Origin of the sequence: Hymenobacter cellulosilyticus (assembly GCF_022919215.1) — a bacterium.
Taxonomy (GTDB): domain Bacteria; phylum Bacteroidota; class Bacteroidia; order Cytophagales; family Hymenobacteraceae; genus Hymenobacter; species Hymenobacter cellulosilyticus.
Map to the genome: position 1 here is coordinate 3852470 of NZ_CP095046.1, position 16585 is coordinate 3869054.

Annotated in this window: 16 protein-coding genes and 1 pseudogene; 9 read left to right on the forward strand and 8 right to left on the reverse strand. The window is 58.3% G+C overall.

All coding sequences use genetic code 11. The features are described 5' to 3' along the window. Positions 1–80 precede the first annotated feature (80 nt). The gene (locus MUN79_RS19000) at positions 81–290 is read left to right on the forward strand and encodes a hypothetical protein (protein WP_244674185.1); all 210 of its coding nucleotides are present in this window, start codon (positions 81–83) and stop codon (positions 288–290) included. A gap of 409 nt (positions 291–699) precedes the next feature. On the opposite strand, the gene MUN79_RS19005 is transcribed toward MUN79_RS19000, so the two are convergent. The 5 genes from MUN79_RS19005 to MUN79_RS19025 all read right to left on the reverse strand — a co-directional run bounded on the left by MUN79_RS19005 (position 700) and on the right by MUN79_RS19025 (position 4593). After that, entirely contained in the window at positions 700–1563 is an 864-nt protein-coding gene (locus MUN79_RS19005; protein WP_244674186.1) for a carboxypeptidase-like regulatory domain-containing protein, read from the reverse strand. A gap of 157 nt (positions 1564–1720) precedes the next feature. Beyond that, positions 1721–2590, reverse strand: a complete 870-nt coding sequence (locus MUN79_RS19010; protein WP_244674187.1) for a carboxypeptidase-like regulatory domain-containing protein — start codon at positions 2588–2590, stop codon at positions 1721–1723. A gap of 166 nt (positions 2591–2756) precedes the next feature. Further along, the gene (locus MUN79_RS19015) at positions 2757–3110 is read right to left on the reverse strand and encodes a hypothetical protein (RefSeq protein WP_244674188.1); all 354 of its coding nucleotides are present in this window, start codon (positions 3108–3110) and stop codon (positions 2757–2759) included. A 172-nt stretch (positions 3111–3282) separates the two neighbouring features. Further along, positions 3283–3693 (reverse strand): GlcG/HbpS family heme-binding protein, encoded by a 411-nt coding sequence (locus MUN79_RS19020; RefSeq protein ID WP_244674189.1) that lies wholly within the window; start codon positions 3691–3693, stop codon positions 3283–3285. A gap of 60 nt (positions 3694–3753) precedes the next feature. Beyond that, positions 3754–4593, reverse strand: a complete 840-nt coding sequence (locus tag MUN79_RS19025; RefSeq protein WP_244674190.1) for a hypothetical protein — start codon at positions 4591–4593, stop codon at positions 3754–3756. A gap of 135 nt (positions 4594–4728) precedes the next feature. Between MUN79_RS19025 and lepA the strand changes: the two are divergent. The 7 genes and pseudogenes from lepA (at position 4729) to MUN79_RS19060 (ending at position 11796) form a co-directional block, all read left to right on the forward strand. Next, positions 4729–6515, forward strand: a pseudogene (gene lepA / locus MUN79_RS19030) (translation elongation factor 4). Positions 6516–6621: 106 nt separating this feature from the next. Then, complete coding sequence (locus tag MUN79_RS19035) at positions 6622–6819, forward strand: hypothetical protein (protein WP_244674191.1); 198 nt, start codon at positions 6622–6624, stop codon at positions 6817–6819. A 15-nt stretch (positions 6820–6834) separates the two neighbouring features. Beyond that, complete coding sequence (locus MUN79_RS19040; RefSeq protein ID WP_244674192.1) at positions 6835–7749, forward strand: bifunctional 5,10-methylenetetrahydrofolate dehydrogenase/5,10-methenyltetrahydrofolate cyclohydrolase; 915 nt, start codon at positions 6835–6837, stop codon at positions 7747–7749. Between the two features lie 140 nt (positions 7750–7889). Further along, positions 7890–8540, forward strand: coding sequence for a 7-carboxy-7-deazaguanine synthase QueE (locus MUN79_RS19045; protein ID WP_375378182.1), 651 nt, complete (start codon positions 7890–7892; stop codon positions 8538–8540). Positions 8541–8620: 80 nt separating this feature from the next. Further along, the gene (locus MUN79_RS19050) at positions 8621–10501 is read left to right on the forward strand and encodes an OmpA family protein (protein ID WP_244674193.1); all 1881 of its coding nucleotides are present in this window, start codon (positions 8621–8623) and stop codon (positions 10499–10501) included. A gap of 303 nt (positions 10502–10804) precedes the next feature. Then, on the forward strand, positions 10805–11170 hold the full coding sequence (locus MUN79_RS19055) for a hypothetical protein (RefSeq protein ID WP_244674194.1): 366 nt from the start codon (positions 10805–10807) through the stop codon (positions 11168–11170). Between the two features lie 269 nt (positions 11171–11439). After that, positions 11440–11796: a hypothetical protein gene (locus MUN79_RS19060; protein ID WP_244674195.1), complete on the forward strand. Its 357-nt coding sequence runs from the start codon at positions 11440–11442 to the stop codon at positions 11794–11796. Positions 11797–11891: 95 nt separating this feature from the next. On the opposite strand, the gene MUN79_RS19065 is transcribed toward MUN79_RS19060, so the two are convergent. Further along, positions 11892–13181, reverse strand: a complete 1290-nt coding sequence (locus tag MUN79_RS19065) for a citrate synthase (protein WP_244674196.1) — start codon at positions 13179–13181, stop codon at positions 11892–11894. A gap of 333 nt (positions 13182–13514) precedes the next feature. Between MUN79_RS19065 and MUN79_RS19070 the strand changes: the two genes are divergently transcribed. Then, complete coding sequence (locus MUN79_RS19070) at positions 13515–14411, forward strand: aldo/keto reductase (protein ID WP_244674197.1); 897 nt, start codon at positions 13515–13517, stop codon at positions 14409–14411. An 8-nt stretch (positions 14412–14419) separates the two neighbouring features. Here MUN79_RS19070 and mnmE read toward each other — a convergent pair whose 3' ends face one another. Together mnmE and MUN79_RS19080 are read right to left on the reverse strand one after the other, a co-directional pair. Next, the gene (gene mnmE / locus MUN79_RS19075) at positions 14420–15811 is read right to left on the reverse strand and encodes a tRNA uridine-5-carboxymethylaminomethyl(34) synthesis GTPase MnmE (RefSeq protein ID WP_262922903.1); all 1392 of its coding nucleotides are present in this window, start codon (positions 15809–15811) and stop codon (positions 14420–14422) included. Between the two features lie 102 nt (positions 15812–15913). Next, complete coding sequence (locus MUN79_RS19080) at positions 15914–16573, reverse strand: metal-dependent transcriptional regulator (protein ID WP_244674198.1); 660 nt, start codon at positions 16571–16573, stop codon at positions 15914–15916. Positions 16574–16585 lie beyond the last annotated feature (12 nt).

Consider the following 16585-nt stretch of genomic DNA (forward strand, 5'->3'; position numbering starts at 1 on the left):
TACTGCGCCTGGCGAATCGTTGAACCGGGCGTATTCTCTGCACTTGGCAGGAAGATGCCGATAGCAGCTTAGCGCCTGCTTTGAAGAAGCTGGAAGGGGTTCTGGTTACCAGTGCCGTTTTAACGGAATGGGGCGACTTAACAGTTGGTTTCGCCAACGGCTCTTCGCTGCATATCTGGAATGATGCTCCCTTTAAAGACGACGACAGTTGGTTTATTGGCTACTCAGGTTTGGGATATTATTCGGTAGCCACCCGAAATACATTCTTCTACGAGCCGGAAGTGGATTAGCTAGGAGCAGAAGAGTTTGGTTCGTTGCCCAGGTATCATCGGCTGCGGCCGAGGTGGCAAGGAGCTGATGGCGGGGTGACATGGACTTTAACGGACTTGACAAGAGGGTTGCACCCGGTGGCATGGACTTCAACGAGGGTGACAACGGCTTCAACGGAGCTGACATGAACCCTGGAAGAGGTGGCAGGAGGTTGAAATAAGGTGACATGAACCTCAACGGAGGTGACATAAGGTTCACCGAGCCTGACAAGAGCTTTAATGAGGGTGTCACGGGGTTGAGCAGAGGCGTCCTAGGGCTCAATGGTGAAGTCTGGCGGCGTTGGTAGTGGCCGTAGGGGGTAGGTGAGGAAGGTCCTTCGCTGGGCTCAGGATGACAGCCGACGTATTATACAGGATGCAGGTCTGCCCGCTACTTCTGCTCGGTTAACACCGTGAAGTAGAGGCTGGGGAGCAAGTTGTGGATGGTCCAGGCAGCGTGGCCGTTTTCGCGCTCAAACATGCCGGGCTGCTTCTGGCGGATGACGGGGATGGAGAAGTACTTGTCTTCGGGGTCTTTCTTTTCGCTTTGCAGCCACTGCAGGGTGGCCGCCACGGGCTGGGCGTCGAGGATGATGTCGTAGGGGCGCAAATCCAGCTTAAGCCAGCCCTGGCGGGTGGGCGGGCAGATAAGCTGCACGTCCTGGGTGCTCAGGAGCTTATCGGGGCGGTTGTCTTTCACGGTGTAGAGGTTCAGGCGAAAGCGCAGCAGCTCGTACTTGTTGTCGGTGAAATAGACGTGGAGCTCTTCGAGGTAGGAGCGGCGCTCGGGGTTGAGCAGGGCCCCGATTTCCCAGCCCCATTCATCATCGACGGTGGTTTTGCCCGAGCTGCCGCCCATCCAGCGCACGTCGGCCTTCTCGGCGGAGCGGCCCAGCTTGCCGGGCTTCACCTTACGGCGCTCCACGGTTACGCCCTTGAGCACCTGGGCCTGGGGTGTGAGTTGAAACACCCGCTGCCCGGCAATTACCTGGGCCGGGGGAATCAGGCGGGGCTCGAAGCCCACGCAGGATACAATCAGGGTGTCGCGCAGGTCGGGAGGGAGGCGCAACAGGTAGCGGCCCTGCTCGTCGGCGGCGGTGCCAATGGCCTTGCCCCGCACGCCCAGAATGGCGAAGGGCACGGGCTCCTGGGTTGTGGCATTGAGGACCTGACCCGTTACGTTGACGGTTTGGGCCCGGGTGGGGAGGGAAGCGAGAAGCAACAGCAACAGGCTAGCCAGCAGGCGAGGCAGCATTCAGGGCGGGAATAAGCGCGAAGAGCGAAGAAGTACTTCCGGCCCCGGGCGCGCTAAATGTGCCCCGGCCGGATTATAAATCTACGGCTTTCCGAGCGGGTTGTATTGCTGTTCGGCTACAAACTCTGCTGGCCGGCTTGGCTCTGCGGCAAAAGGCTTACTCCGGGCTGGCCCAGGCCGTGAAGTAGAGGCTGGTATTGGTCTTGATTCGCTCCCAGCTTTCCTGGCTTTTGTCGCGCAGGATGGTGGTGTGAAACGGGCTCAGGTCGGTGGAGATGCCGAAGTAGCGGTGGTTTCCGTCGACGGTTTGGCTGCCGAGCCACTGCACCGAGGCGGCAATCTGCTGGTGGCCGGCCAGCTCAATGGCGTAGGGGCGAAGGTCGACCTCATGCCAGCCGCGCTTCAGGTTCTTCACCTCGAAAATAACGTCCTGCTGTAGCAAGGAGCCCTGCGGAATGCCGTTCTGCACCGCGTAGAGGTTCAGGCGCAGCGTGACGGAGGAAAACTGGTTGCTGGCCACGTACAGATGAAAGCTTTCCAGCTGGCTGCGGTGCTTCACGGGCATAAGCACGCCCACTTCGCGCCCGAGCCGGTCGTGGGGCACTGTGTCGCGGGTGGTGTAGAAGTTCAGGGCCGTAAACCGGCTCCAGCCATTGTGGCCCAGAATGGTTTGTTTGCCTTGTTTGCTGCGCACCACCACTTCCCGCAGGGCGGTGGCGGCCGGCGCCAGGGACAGGCTGGGGCGCTGGCGCAGCTGGCTAAGCGGCAGGGCCTGGGGCTGGTAGCCAACGCACGACACCACAACCGTATCGGTAGGCAGGGCCCGGTCGAGGGTAGAAAGGCGGAATTGGCCCTGCTCGTCGGCCACAGTGCCCACGGCCTTGCCCTTCACGCCCACCGAGGCATAGGGAACGGGGCTACCGCTGCGGCTGGCGACGTGGCCCAGGGACTCAGTTTGGGCCAAGCCGCTGAGGGAAGAAAGCAGGGCTCCCAGGCTCAGGAGCAAACGAAAGTGGGCAGCAGGCATACAACCAGATAAGAAGGGTTTGGCAGGAGATGCCGCCCGCCGGGTAAATGGTTGCCTGGGCTACCGATACTGCGCCTTCCCACGATGGTGATATAGGGGTAAAAGCCAGCAGCCCCGGCGCTTGGCGGGCCGGGGCTGCGGTAGGTAGTTTTAGCGGTAAGCGCGGCTACTTGGCCGCCTTTTTCTCCAAGGCCTGCAGCAGCTCGTCGGCGGCCTTTTCAATGTCGGAGTAGCCTTGCTGGGCGGCCCGTTCCTTGGCGGCAATGAGCCCGTCGCGGTGCACGGTCTTGAAGTCGCCGAAGGGAAACTTGTAGCGGCCCTTGGTGTCTTCGCCGTGGCTGGCGTCCTGGCCCAGGTGCCACTGGGCGTACTCGTCCATTTCGTGCTTGTCCAGAAACTTGTTTTCGGCGCTGGAGTCGGGGTTATGTTCGCCCCAGTGGCCTTCATCGTTCTTGATTTTACCGTCCTGAATCAGCTGCTTGGCGTAGGTGACGGCGGCGGGATTTAGTTTAACGCTCATGGGAAGTAGTGTGGTGTTATGGGAGGAGAGAGGCGCCCGTGCGGCGCCCGGAACATACCCAGCCATACGCGCCCAGCGGTCCGGGGTTGAGGCGGGGTTGGCGCCAAAAAGCAAAACAACCGGACCTCCTGGCGGAAGTCCGGCTGTTGTAAAGAAGTGCTTTGCCGCAAGCCTAGCGCACGTCGCGCACGGCGGCTACGCCGGCCTGGGCTACGGCGTGGTCATCTTCCACGGTGCTGCCCGATACGCCAATGGCGCCAATCACCTGGCCGTTGCTGTCGGTAATCGGGATGCCGCCGGGGAAGGTAATCAGGCCGCCATTGGAGTGCTCAATGTTGAAGAGCGGGCCGCCGGGCTGGGAAATCTTGCCCAACTCACCCGTGGGCATGTCGAAGAAGCGGGCCGTCTTGGCCTTTTTGATGGAGATGTCCAGGGAGCCGAGCCAGGCCCCATCCATGCGGGCAAAGGCCGTCAGATTGGCCCCGGCATCCACCACGGCAATGTTCATTTTAACGCCCATTTCCAGGGCTTTTTGCTGGGCGGCGCGCACGGCGCTTTGGGCTTGTTCGAGAAGAATGCTCATCGGGGGTAGGTTGGTTGAGTCTGAATAACCCCGGCCCGGGCAGAAGGTTGAGTGGGGGCGCTAAAAAGAAAGTCCGGCGCGAAGTACCAGCCACCAGCCCAGGCACAGCCCGCCGGTGAGCAGCAGCAGGTCGGTGGCCAGGCGGGTTTTTCGGGGCTCCGGCACCGTAAACTCGAACAGGTCCTGGGCACTCTTAATGGCAATGGGCACAATCAGCAAACCCATGGCCAGAAAGTGCCAGAGCTCATTGTCGCTGAGTACGGTGAGCTTGAGCAGGGCCAGAAACAGGCAGCCGCCCACCCAGGGCAGTACCAGGCACATGAGAATGAGCTGCCGGCGGTTTTCGTAGCGCATCAGGGTAATAGAGTCGTGGCTCTGCAGAAAGCCAATGGCCGCGAAGTAGCCAAAAACGACCTGCATGATGCCGGCAATGACGGCCAGGGTAATGTTGATGCCGTTGCCGGCCATAAAGAGCCAGCTGGGAATGTACCAGGCCCAGTTTTCCTCGAATGTATCGGCTACCAGGGCGCCCAGCACCAGGTTGCAGCAGTGCAGGGTAAACCAGAACAGCGCCAGCTTCAGCGTGCCCCGCTTCAGGCGGGCCCGGTTCCAGAACCAGAGCGCGGCCACCACGCCCGCTACCGTGCACACTGCCGGCCCGATGCCGTAGACGGCCAGTACCCCCGAGCGCCACCACTCTGGGTCGGCAATGGTAAACTTAATACTGCTCACGTACCACACGCCCGGAATGCTCAGGCGCAGGGCCATTAGCACGGTGGCAAGTTGGTACAGGCCCTGGGCCAGCATGTAAGTCAGTACGTAGATAATGGTGCTGTTAAGCGCCGTAATCTTGATTTTAGTGGATGGACTGTAATTGACAGCCAGAACCGGAACAGACATAATGGGACAACTAAAAACAAACTAATTCGCACTAAAAGTACTAACTCTAAAGTTGAGTTCCAGCAGGCCTCGGCGGCTCCCGAATAGCATTTGCGGGCGGTTTTGCCTACCTTTGTCTTTGAAAATACGCCACTAGTGAAGAACATTCGCAATTTCTGCATCATTGCCCACATCGACCACGGCAAAAGCACGTTGGCCGACCGGCTCCTGGAATTCACCAGCACCGTGTCGAAGCGCGACATGCAGGCCCAGCTGCTCGATAACATGGATCTGGAGCGGGAGCGCGGCATCACCATCAAGAGCCACGCCATTCAGATGCAGTACCCCTATAAAGGGGAGATGTATACGCTTAACCTGATTGATACCCCGGCCACGTCGACTTCAGCTACGAAGTATCCCGCTCCATTGCCGCCTGTGAGGGCGCTTTGCTGATTGTGGACTCCTCGCAGGGCATTGAGGCTCAGACAATTTCCAATCTTTACCTGGCCATCGGCTCCGATCTGACCATCATTCCGGTGCTCAACAAAATCGATCTGCCCCACGCCATGCCGGAGGAAGTTTCCGACGAAATCGTGGACTTGATCGGCTGCGACCGGGACGAGATTATTCCGGCCTCGGGCAAGTCGGGCATCGGCATCGAGGACATTCTGAACGCCATCTGCGACCGTATCCCGGCCCCGAAAGGCGACCCGGAAGCCCCGCTGCAGGCCCTGATTTTTGATTCGGTCTTCAACTCTTACCGCGGTATTGAGGTGTTGTTCCGCATCAAAAACGGCACCATGCGCAAGGGCGACAAGCTCCGCTTTATGGCCACCGGCAAAGAATACGGCGCTGACGAAATTGGTATTCTGGGCCTGAACCAGGAGCCCCGCCAGGAAATTGCGGCCGGCAACGTAGGCTACCTCATTTCGGGTATCAAAGAAGCCCGGGAAGTAAAAGTCGGCGACACCATCACCCACGTAGCCCGTCCCACGCAGGAAGCCATTGTCGGCTTCGAAGATGTGAAGCCCATGGTATTCGCCGGTATCTACCCCGTCGATACCACTGAGTACGAAGAGCTGCGCTCCTCCATGGAAAAGCTGCAGCTCAACGACGCTTCCCTGGTGTGGGAGCCCGAAACTTCGGCGGCCCTGGGCTTCGGCTTCCGCTGCGGCTTCTTGGGCATGCTCCACATGGAAATCGTGCAGGAGCGCCTGGAGCGTGAGTTCAACATGACGGTCATTACCACCGTGCCCAGCGTGCAGTTTCACGCCACCGGTACCAAAGACCAGCTGCTGACCATCAACGCGCCCTCCGAAATGCCGGAGCCGAACCTGATTAAGCACATTGAGGAGCCCTACATCAAAGCCCAGATCATCACGGCGGCCGACTATGTAGGGGCCATTATTACCCTGTGCATGGAGAAGCGCGGCATCATCAAGGGCCAGAGCTACCTGACCTCCGACCGGGTGGAAATGAACTTCGAGCTGCCCCTGTCCGAAATCGTGTTCGACTTCTTCGACAAGCTCAAGACCATCAGCCGCGGCTATGCCTCGCTCGACTACGAGCTGATCGGCTTCCGCGAGTCGGACATGGTCAAGCTCGACATCATGCTCAACGGCGAGAAAGTGGATGCTTTGTCGGCCATCGTGCACCGCTCCAAGTCCTACGAGTGGGGCAAGCGCATCTGCGAGAAGCTGCGTGAGCTGCTGCCCCGTCAGATGTTCGACATTGCCATTCAGGCCTCCATTGGGCAGAAAATCATTGCCCGTGAAACGGTAAAGGCCTTGCGTAAAAACGTAATTGCCAAGTGCTACGGCGGTGATATCAGCCGTAAGCGCAAGCTGCTCGAAAAGCAGAAGGAAGGCAAGAAACGGATGCGCTCAGTCGGTTCCGTCGAAATACCCCAGGAAGCCTTTTTGGCCGTCCTCAAATTGGATTGATTACAGAAACGCGGCCCCCGAGCCGCGTTTTTTTTGCGCGTACCTGTACTTCATTTTTCACCTCATACAATTCTTGCAAAGGCGTCGTATGATTACCCCCTAATAGATGTCTACTAGCCTCACCAAGAACTGTACGAGCGAAGCGCAGTTGGAAAAAATTCGCCGCGGACAAGAACGCAAGTTTCGGTGGAGGGATGACTGGCCCCAGATGGAGCAGGCTATCCTGACCGAAGGCGCCGCCGCCATTGCCCGCCACGAAGAAACCCACCCCTCGACCCCGAACCCCGATCAAGGATTAGTATAACCAACCCGACCAAGCATGACCACTGCTCCTGAAGCCCCCGCCACCTACCGCCTTATCGACGGCAAGCAGACTGCCGAAGACATTAAAGTGGAAATTGCCGCCGAAGTAGCCCAGCGCAAAGCCGACGGCCTGAAAGTACCTCACCTGGCTGCCATCCTGGTTGGCCACGATGGCGGCTCCGAAACCTACGTGCGCAACAAAGTGCTGGCCTGCGAGCGGGTTGGCTTCGAAAGCACCTTGCTGCGCTACGAAGACGACATCACCGAGGCCGAACTGCTGGCCAAAGTGGCGGAACTGAACCAGGATGAAAACATCGACGGCTTCATTGTGCAGCTGCCCCTGCCCAAACAAATCGACCCTAACAAGGTCATTGAAGCCATTCGGCCGGAAAAGGACGTCGACGGCTTTCATCCCATGAACATCGGCCGGATGGTGGCCGGCTTGCCGGCCCTGCTGCCCGCTACGCCCTCGGGCATTGTGGAGCTGCTGCGCCGCTACGAGCTGGTCACGGACGGCAAGCACTGCGTGGTAATTGGCCGTAGCAACATTGTGGGGACACCGGTTAGCATTCTGTTAGCCAAAAACTTGGAGCCTGGTAACTGCACGGTTACTTTATGCCATTCCCGCACTAAGAACCTGGCCGACATCACCCGCACCGCTGATATTGTGGTGGCGGCGCTGGGCCGGCCCGGCTTTGTCACGGCCGATATGGTACAGCCTGGGGCCGTGGTTATCGACGTGGGCACTACCCGCGTGGAAGATTCGACCAAGAAGGCTGGTTGGGCCCTGCGTGGAGATGTTAACTTCGACGAGGTAGCGCCCAAAGCCAGCTACATCACCCCCGTTCCCGGAGGCGTGGGCCCCATGACTATTGCCATGCTGCTGCTTAACACGCTGCGGGCTGCCAAAGGAGAGGTTTACCCGCGCTAAGGGGCAGGAAATAAGCCGCCAATCTTTCCAAATACAGGCGGTTATCGTACTTTTGAGGTCCGGTTACGGTTTAGAGGCGGAGCGCTGCGGCGTTTTGCTCTGTTAACCCGTAGCCGGACTTACCTGTTTTTATTCTCGTTTTGCTGCACGTACTTCCACTTACGTCGGCGCCCCTGGCCGCAGAGCCGGCGGTGGCCGCGCTGCCCCTGATGGAGCAGTTTTACACGATTCAGGGCGAAGGCTACAACACCGGCCGCGCCGCGTACTTTCTGCGCCTGGGCGGCTGCGACGTAGGCTGCGTGTGGTGCGACGTGAAAGAGTCGTGGGATGCCGATGCCCACCCGCGCGTGGCTATTGCGGATATGGTAACGGCTGCCACGGCCAATGCCGGCCGCAACGTGGTTATCACCGGCGGGGAGCCCCTGATGCACGATTTAACCCAACTGACTGCGGCCCTGCACGCGGCAGGCTGCCAAAACTGGATTGAAACCTCCGGGGCTTATCCGCTGACGGGCCAGTGGGATTGGATTTGCGTCTCGCCCAAGAAGTTCAAGGCCCCGCTGCCGTCAGTGTTGCAGCAGGCCCACGAGCTGAAGATTATCATTTTCAACAAAAGCGACTTTCAGTGGGCTGAGCAGCACGCGGCACTGGTGGGCGAGCATACCCGGCTGTACTTACAGCCCGAGTGGAGCAAGGCCAGCCAAATGATGCCGCTGATAGTGGATTATGTAAAAGAGAATCCGCGTTGGCAGGTGTCCTTGCAGACGCATAAATACCTCGATATTCCGTAGCTTCCTGCCCTATGCGCCGTTTGCTACCAATTCCCCTTTTGCTGCTATTTGGTCTGAGTTTCTTACTGCCTTCAGCGGCAGTGGGGCAGAATAAACTGTCGAGCTCCAACACCAAAGCCAAAAACCTGTACGATAAAGCGCAGGCTCAGGCCAAGGACCGGCAGTTCGACAAGGCCATTGAAACTCTGACTACGCTTAATCAGAAGTTTCCTTCGCTGGGCGAGCCTTACATCATGAAAGGCTCCTTGCTCAAGGCCATGGGCGAAAACCGTGGGGCTTACGAAGCCTACCGCGACGGACTTAGCAAGATTCCGCTGGACCCGGCCCGCTCCCTGGACTACTACACCCTTGCCGACCTGGCCATGAGCTTCGGCGACTATGCCACGGCCGGCGACAACTACAAGCGTTTCGTCAAGACGGCCCCCAAAGGGCAGCGGTTTGTGTTTCGGGCCCAGCGGCAGCTGCTCAACTGCGAGTATGCCGTCAAGGCCATGGCCAACCCCGTCGGGATAGAGCCTACCCGCCTGCCGGAGCCCATGAACACGTTCCGCTACCAGTATTTCCCGGCGCTGACGGCCGACAACCGCTTTCTGCTGTATACGGCCCGGGCTACGGTGCAAAGCAATGAGGACCTCTTTATTGCCAAGCAGAACAAGGATGGCTCCTTGAGCAACCCCGTCCCGATTTCGGCTGCCATCAATACCAGCTACAACGAAGGCGCGGGCACGATTTCCGGGGACGGTAAAACCCTGGTTTTTGCTTCCTGCGACCGGCCCAACGCCGTGGGCAACTGCGACCTGTACATCTCGCGCCGGACCGGCAACACCTGGAGCAAGCCCCAGAACCTGGGCCGCAACGTGAATTCGGTGGAGTGGGACTCCCAACCCACGCTCTCGGCCGACGGACGCACCCTGTACTTTACCTCCACCCGGCGGGGCGGAAAGGGCCAAGAGGACTTGTACATGACCACGCTGCAGGAAAACGGCTCCTGGAGCGTGGCCAAGAACCTAGGGGAGCCCGTCAACACGCCGGGCAAGGATATGGCCCCGTTCATTCACGCCAGCGGCACCACGCTCTACTACGTCACCGATGGCCTGGTAGGCATGGGCGGACTAGATGTGTACCGCTGTGAGTTGCAAACCGGCAACAAGTGGAGCGACCCGCAAAACCTGGGCTATCCGCTCAATACCTTCGAAAACGAGGCCTCGCTGTTTATCAGCTCCGACAACCGCCGCGGCTTCTGTTCCCGTTCCCGCGCCCCGGAAGTAGGCATGAAAGCCGAGCGTGACCGGCCGGTAGAGCTCTTTGCCTTCGAAGTGCCCCAGCCGGTGAAGGCCCGAGAAACCAGCACTTACACCCAGGGCCGGGTATTCGATGCCATTACCAAGAAGCCCATTCAGGCCGATGTGCAGCTCTACGACCTGCTCACCGATGAACTGACCCAATACGTAACTTCTGACTCGGAAAACGGCGACTATACAGTAGTACTCAACGAAGGCCGGCAGTACGCCATGTACGCCGTAGCCGATAAGTACCTGATGAAGAGTTTGAGCTTCGACTACTCCGATAAACGCGCCTTCGACCCGCTGACCCTGGATATCTACCTGGAGCCCGTGCGGGCCGGCCGTAGTATTGTGCTCAACAACCTGTTTTTCGACACGAATGAGTTTGAGCTTAAGCCTACTTCCCGCACCGAGCTAAACCGTCTGATTCAGTTCATGCGCCAGTACCAGGACGTGCAGGTGGAAGTTTCGGGCCACACCGACGACGTGGGAGCCGACGCGGACAATATCACCTTGTCGCAGAACAGGGCCCGCTCGGTTTACAATTATCTGGTGGAGCACGGAGTAAAGGCAACCCGCCTGCGCTACAAAGGCTACGGGGAAACTAAACCGTTGGTAGCCAACGACTCGGATGCGCACCGGCAGCAGAACCGACGGATCGAGCTGAAGATTCTATAACGTTCGATACTACCTCTTACTCTTAAACCTGGCCCCCAAAGCCAGGTTTTTTTATTGGAGTTTATCTTTTTAGTATGAATATCACAAGTCTGATTATCAGGCTTGTGTAGGCTTTTTGCAAAACTGATTAATTATAATAGTTATAAAAAATCATTGTATTATTAAATATTTAGGTTTATGTTTGGTCGTTCTCCAGAAGAACTGAGTTCAGGAAGGTGTAAGCTTCATACCCTTGCTTGAAACAGGCTTTTAGAGACTACCATCGTCTTATCAATCACACTTCAATCCTCATCTTCCCCTGTTATGAAAAAGGCCCATTTTTTCGCGCTACTGGCGTTGAGTGTTCAAACCGCTGCCTCGGCCGCCAATGATCCGGACGGCACTGCCGCCATTCAGGCCCGGGCAACCACACTAACGCGCAATCTGGCCCAGCAAGCCAAACTGGACGAAGGGCAGTACCTGAAAGTAAAGCAGCTTAACCTGCGCATGCTCACGGAGGTAGACGACCTCAAAACCCGTTTTGCTGCTGATCCTGCTATCCTAGACCAGCACCTAGCCACTGCCCAGACGCGCTACGAAGCTGAACTGGCTTCGCTGCTGCGCCCTACGCAGTATGCCGTCTACCAGCAGTCGCGCTCCGGCATGACCGCCCTGGGAGCCGCCAAATAGCGCTTGGGTAACAAAGAGCAAAGCCTGCGGAATGCAGGCTTTGCTCTTACCTATGCTTCGCACTGGCTTGCAGGTAGCAGAGAGCCGGTCAAGCCCTATTGCTATAATGGCGAGTAGGCCAACGCTAGAAAATATTTATATTTTATTGCTTTTATTTAATATCTGTTGTATATTCAATATGTCATTTAAAGCTCTTCAGTTCTTTGATCTACAAGGGCTTAGCCGAAATTCTGCACACAAACCCACCAACTCAACCAATGCTCACCGTTATGAAAAAGTTTTACGTAATTGCCCTGCTGCTGACAGGGTTTATGGCTCCGCTAACCATGCAGGCCAGCAATGGGGATGAGGCCCTGAAAAGCCGGGCTGCCACGCTGACCCGCCGCATGTCCGAAACTACCAAGCTGGATGAAGGGCAGTATTTGAAAGTGAAGCAGCTCAATCTGCGTATGCTGAGCGAAGTAGCTGAGTTAAAAGCCCGCTATGGGGGCACCCCGGCTCTAGATGAGCAGCTGGCCCAGGTACAGATGCGCTACGAGTGGGATTTGGCTGCTATCCTGTGGCCCCGGCAAATGGCTGCCTACACAAACTCAAAACTAAGCGCAACGGCCTTCAACGGCCGCTAGCAGTTCGCCTATCCGGGCTTATCCGTTGATATAGCCGTTTACAAAAAAGAGGACCCGCTGTAAGGCGGGTCCTCTTTCGTTATGACCTTAGGAAACTACGAGCGCTGCTCGATGCCTACGTAGTCGCGCTCCAACTCGCCGGTGTACACCTGGCGGGGACGGCCGATAGGCTCTTTGTTTTCGCGCATCTCTTTCCACTGGGCAATCCAGCCGGGCAGACGGCCCAGGGCAAACATTACCGTGAACATCTCGGTCGGGATGCCGATGGCCCGATAGATGATGCCGGAGTAGAAGTCAACGTTCGGATACAGCTTACGCTCAATGAAATACTCATCGGTAAGAGCAGCCTGCTCCAACTCCTGCGCAATCTTCAGCAGCGGGTCGTTGATGCCCAGGGCGGACAGCACGTCGTCGGCAGCTTTCTTGATGATTTTGGCGCGGGGGTCGAAGTTCTTGTAGACGCGGTGCCCGAAGCCCATCAGGCGGAAGGGGTCATTCTTGTCCTTGGCCTTGGCAATGAACTTGCTCGTGTCGCCGCCGTCCTTCTGAATAGCCTGCAGCATCTCCAGTACTTCCTGGTTGGCACCGCCGTGCAGCGGGCCCCACAGGGCATTGATACCGGCCGAAACCGAGCCGTACAGCGAAGCGTTGGCCGAGCCCACCAGGCGCACGGTCGAGGTAGAGCAGTTCTGCTCATGGTCGGCGTGCAGGATGAGCAGCTTGTTGAGGGCCGACACAATGCGCGAGTCGATTTCATACTTCTCCGTGGGGAAGCTGAACATCATGTACAGGAAGTTCGAGCAGTAGTCGAGGTCGTTGCGCGGATAGTTCAGCGGGTGACCCATGTTGTTCTTGTAGGTCCAGGCAGCAATGGTCGAAATCTTGGCCATGAGACGGATTACGTTCAGGTCAATTTCTTCCTTGCTCAGATCCGGCGACACGCTTTCGGGGTAGAAGGCAGTCAGCGAGCAGATCAGGCTGCTCAGGATGGCCATGGGGTGAGCGGCAGAAGGGAAGCCGTCGAAAATCTTGCGCACGTCTTCGTGCACGAGGGTGTGCTTGGTGATCTGGTGGCTGAAGTTGTCGAGCTCGGCCTGGGTAGGCAGCGTGCCGTAAATCAGCAGGTAGGCAACTTCCAGAAAGCTGGACTGCTCGGCCAGTTGCTCAATCGGATAGCCGCGGTAGCGCAGAATGCCTTCCTCGCCGTCGAGGAACGTAATGGCGCTCTTGGTAGCTCCCGTGTTTTTGTAGCCCGAATCGATAGTGATGTAACCGGTCTGGTCACGCAGCTTGGCAATATCAATTGCCTTTTCGTGTTCGGTGCCCTCGGTGACGGGGAAGGAGTAGGACTTCCCGTCGAGGATCAGTTCAGCAGACTCTGCCATAGGACTGGGTTAGAGAGGTGGTTGCGGGGCGAAACTAAAGATTAAACCGGTGAGCCGGAAAGTGCGGGAGAGGAACACTATAACTACAGCTTGCCCCAGGGTGTTGTTTGGATACAAGACGGCTCAGTGCGGGCCGCCGCGCAAATTACGCCCTAGAAGGGTTAGATTCTACTATTCCGGAAAAGTTACTTGTTAACCGGGGTAAGGGGCCGGTTTTGCAGGCAAAAAGCCCAGGACCTAACCCAAAACCCACCTAAGCGGTAGGATACTCACCGAAATGGCAGAATTCTTTCTCAAAGCGTACCCGGTAACCGGGCTGTAAAACTATACGGCATGAAATACAATCAGTTGGGTAAATCCCCGATTCAGGTCAGTGAAATCAGCTTCGGCTGTATGTCGCTGGGCGCCGGCCACACGGCCAACGCGGCCCTGCTGCACCAAGCCCTCGACGCAGGCATTACCCTCTTCGACACTGCCGACCTCTACGATAAGGGCGAAAATGAAGTCACCGTGGGTAAAGCTTTCCGGGGCCGGCGGCAGGAAGTAATTCTGGCCAGCAAAGTAGGCAACCAATGGCGCCCCGACGGCAGCGGCTGGGACTGGAACCCTTCCAAAGCTTATATTCTGCAGGCCGTGGAGCACAGCCTGCGCCGCCTGCAAACCGATTATCTGGACCTCTACCAACTGCATGGCGGCACCCTTGAAGACCCCATAGATGAAACCATTGAGGCTTTTGAACTGCTGAGAGAGCAAGGTAAAATCCGGGAGTACGGCATTTCCTCGATTCGCCCCAACGTCATTCGGGAGTACGTGCGCAAGTCCAATATTGCCAGCGTAATGATGCAGTATAACCTGCTCGATAGGCGCCCCGAGGAAGCCAGCCTGAACCTGCTCGGGGAGCACCAAATCAGCGTGCTGGCCCGGGGCAGCTACGCCCAGGGGCTGTTGGCCGGCAAACCCGCCAAGGCTTATCTGAGCTATTCGGCCGAAGAAGTACAGCGCGCCGCCCAGGCCGTGCAGCAAGTAGCTGAGCGGGTAGGTTCCACAGCGCAGGTGGCCGTGGGCTTGGTATTGGAACAGCCCGTCATTGCCTCGGCCGTACTGGGAATTCGTACCGACCAGCAGCTGCATGAAGCCATACGGGCGGGCCAACGACAACCGCTCACCCCGGCCGAGTTGGAAACGTTGCGGCAAGCCATTCCGGACAACCGTTACGAGCAGCACCGCTGAGCCCGGCTTTACTTTCCGATGCAGAACTGGGTGAAAATGCTGGTCAGCAGGTCGTCGGAGGAAATTTCGCCGGTGATTTCGCCCAGGGCGGCCAGGGCTTGGCGCAGGTCGGCAGCCAGCAACTCGGTGCCGGTGCCGGCCTCAATGCCGAGCAGCACCGCATCCAGGGCCTGATTGGTTTGCTCCAGGCTGCGGGCGTGGCGCAGGTTGGTTACAATAGTGCTTTGGCCGGTCCGGTCCAGGCCTTCACCGCGCACTTTTTGCAGCAGCGCCTCGCGCAGCTCGTCGAGCCCGTCGCCGCGGGCGGCGGCAATGAGCAGCACGTCGGGCTGGTTCCGGAAAGCTTCGATTTCGGGGTCGGACGCTACGTCAAGCTTGTTGCCCACAGCCAGGACCGGAATGGTCCGGCCCGGGTTCAAGGCTTCAATTTCAGCTTCAAGCTCCTGCGGGGTTGTGGTTGTAATATCAAACAGATAAATCAACAAAGCCGCCTGGGTGACGCGCTTTTTGGTGCGCTCCACGCCGATGGATTCTACTACGTCTGCCGTATCGCGCAGGCCCGCCGTATCCACGAAGCGGAAGCGGATTCCCTCAATGCTGACCTCGTCCTCAATCAGGTCACGGGTGGTACCGGCCACGGCCGACACAATGGCGCGCTCCTCGTTGAGCAAAGCGTTGAGCAAGGTCGACTTGCCGGCATTAGGGCGGCCAGCAATAACGGTGGTGACGCCGTTCTTAATGACATTGCCCAGCTCGAAGGAGCGGAGCAGGCGGCGGACCAGGGTTTGCACCTCGTTGAGCAGCTTGACCAGGCCCGTGCGGTCGGCAAACTCCACGTCTTCTTCGCCAAAGTCCAGCTCCAGCTCCAGCAAGGCGGCAAACTGCACCAGCCGACCGCGCAGGTCGCGTAGCTCTTGGCTGAAGCCGCCCCGCATCTGCTGCAGGGCCACCTGGTGTGACAAGGCCGAGTCGGCCGCAATCAGGTCCGCAACGGCTTCGGCCTGGGCCAGGTCGAAGGCGCCGTGCAGAAAGGCGCGCTTGGTAAACTCCCCGGCTTCGGCCAGGCGGGCCCCGCGCCTGGTAAGCAAGGTCAGAATCTGCTCCACAATGTAGTCGGAGCCGTGGCAGCTGATTTCGACCACGTCTTCGCGGGTGTAGGAGTTGGGACCTCTAAAGAGCGACACGACGACTTCGTCCAGAATCCGGCCCCCGTCGCGGATGGTGCCGAAGTGCAGGGTGTGGCTGGGCTGATTCTGCAGCTGCTTGCCGGCAAATACGGCGTCGGCCATGGCTATGGCTTCGGGCCCCGACAGGCGCAGCATGGCAATGGCGCCGGCACCGGGCGGGGTGGAAAGGGCAACGATGGTATCGGAAAGCGCGGGAGGAAGCGGAAGTGCCACGGGGAACAGAAAGCCAAAAGTGAAGCCGCAAAGGTACGCAACTTGGCTGCCGCTATTCGTGGCCTTGACGAATGAATCAAGCGCCGGAAAGCCTAACCCGCTCTAGCCAGTCACGAATAAGTTGCGGCTAACCTCAGCTGAAATCAAAGTGATTTTCTGTTTGTTAACTTTGATTTCTAGTGAGTTGTCGAAACTTACTTTGTCCAGTACTTCAATGTGGGCCCCAAGGCACAGCCCGACCTTATCCAGGTATTGCAGGAAGGGAGCGGAGGTGTTTTTAACGGCTACTACCGTCCCGGAATCACCGGGCTGCAAGTCGGCTACCAGCCGGTTCTGGGGCTGCAGGATGGCGCCTTCCTCCGTCGGGATAGGGTCGCCGTGGGGGTCGGTTTGGGGAAAGCCCAGAAATTCGTCGAGGCGGCGCACCAGCAGCGGGGACTGGATATGCTCCATTTCCTCGGCCACCTCGTGCACCTCGTCCCAGTTGAAGCCCAGCTTTTGGACCAGAAACACTTCCCAGAGGCGGTGCTTGCGAATGGTAAGCAGGGCCAGGCGGCGCCCTTCGGGCGTGAGCGAGACGCCCCGGTAGCGCGTATAGTTGAGCAGGCCCTTCTCGCCCAGGCGGCGTAGCATATCCGTCACGGAAGCGGCCCGGGTTTGCAGCACCTCGGCAATGCGGTTGGTGCTGACTTCCGAACCGGGCTCGGCTTCGGCCAGCTTGAAAATGGCCTTTAAGTAGTTTTCCTCGGTGTAGCTGGGCAAAGCGGGCTGGAG